Consider the following 1,348-nt stretch of genomic DNA (forward strand, 5'->3'; position numbering starts at 1 on the left):
AGGCCGAGCTCGACCAGCACGCGGCTGGCATTGGGCGAGAGCTGCAGGCCGGCGCCGACTTCCTCGAGGCGCTCGGCCTTTTCCAGCACGACGATCCGGAAGCCGCGGTTTGCGAGCGCAAGCGCAGCCGTCAGTCCACCGATGCCGGCACCGGCGATGACAATCGTTCGGGAGAGCGCCACCCCTGACCGATGGAAGCGGTCAGGCCACCTTGTCCTTCAGGACGCATTCCGGCGGACGGGCTTCGCCTGCCTTCAGGTCGGCCGCGAACCGGTACAGCGTCGAGCAGTAGGGGCAGATGATCTCGTTGTCGTTGCCGAGGTCGAGGAAGACGTGAGGATGGTCGAACGGAGGGTTGGCGCCTACGCACATGAACTCTTGCGAGCCGATCTCGATGACGGGGACACCGGCATCGTTGTGGAAGTGCGGGACGACATGGTCGGACATCGAACTCATCCTGGAGTGGCAATGGCGGCAGACACAATCACGAACTGACGCGGCATCTTTAAGGCGCCGCGGACCATACTGGCGGGTGCAGACGATTGCTAGTCCAGCGGAACCGAAAGCCCCGCAATTACCCCATGCTCATTTGCTCATGCAAATTCGACACAATCTTGAGGCCTGAGAGAAGCCCTTCTTTCGTCGGGGACGTTGTGTCGCAATTTTGGCATACTATGTCTGTGGACGAGCGCAATTGGCGACCAGAGACGAATCAATCGTCAACGATTTCAGGACCGTCCAGGTTTCCCGCATGAAGTGGCTGCGAATCAGCACAGCGTTGACCGGTATCGCGGCGTGCAGCTTCATGCTCGCGCAGGTAGCGCCGCACGCCCGTGAGGCGGGCACGATCCTCGCCGCCCAGGATGATCCGGCCGTGCTCTCCGAGCTCAAGCTCGATGCGCTGCTGCAGCGGAATGACCGGCTGGTTCAGGACAACATTGAGGCCGCGCTCGCCGCCGATGACGCCGATCTCGCCGACAGTTTTGTGGCGTTGGCGCGCGACCGGAACATCGCGTTGCCGGACGACCTCCTGAGCCGCGTGAGCGATGCGGTCAAGGAACAGAATTCCACCTCGTATTTCGCAAAGCGCTTTGCCACCGGCCTCGTCACCGGCAACGCCGACGATGTCGCGAGCCTGTCCGGGACGGTGGCCGGGGATCTCTTCGTGATCGGCGACATCAGGGACGTCGTGCGGGAGGGCAAGCACCTCGCCATGGGCGAGGACACCGATCGCCTGGTGCTCGGCCTCGCGACGGCCGGCCTTGCGGTGACTGCGGCAACGTATGTGTCCGTCGGTGGCGCTGCGCCCGTGCGCGCCGGACTGACGCTGGTCAAGGACGCCCGCAAG

The 1,348-nt window shown here is 63.7% G+C and carries 2 protein-coding genes and 1 pseudogene; 1 reads left to right on the forward strand and 2 read right to left on the reverse strand.

All coding sequences use genetic code 11. From position 1 onward, the window contains the following. Together MOV75_RS38300 and MOV75_RS38305 are read right to left on the reverse strand one after the other, a co-directional pair. A partial coding sequence (locus MOV75_RS38300; protein ID WP_247008026.1) for an FAD-dependent oxidoreductase occupies positions 1 to 182 on the reverse strand: 182 nt, incomplete at its 3' end. A gap of 19 nt (positions 183 to 201) precedes the next feature. After that, positions 202 to 447 (reverse strand): zinc-finger domain-containing protein, encoded by a 246-nt coding sequence (locus MOV75_RS38305; RefSeq protein ID WP_007602543.1) that lies wholly within the window; start codon positions 445 to 447, stop codon positions 202 to 204. A gap of 304 nt (positions 448 to 751) precedes the next feature. On the opposite strand from MOV75_RS38305, the pseudogene MOV75_RS38310 reads away from it, so the two are divergent. Continuing rightward, positions 752 to 1,348: pseudogene (locus MOV75_RS38310) on the forward strand (hypothetical protein); the annotation flags it as partial.

Source organism: Bradyrhizobium sp. PRIMUS42 (assembly GCF_023006515.1).
Classification (GTDB): domain Bacteria; phylum Pseudomonadota; class Alphaproteobacteria; order Rhizobiales; family Xanthobacteraceae; genus Bradyrhizobium.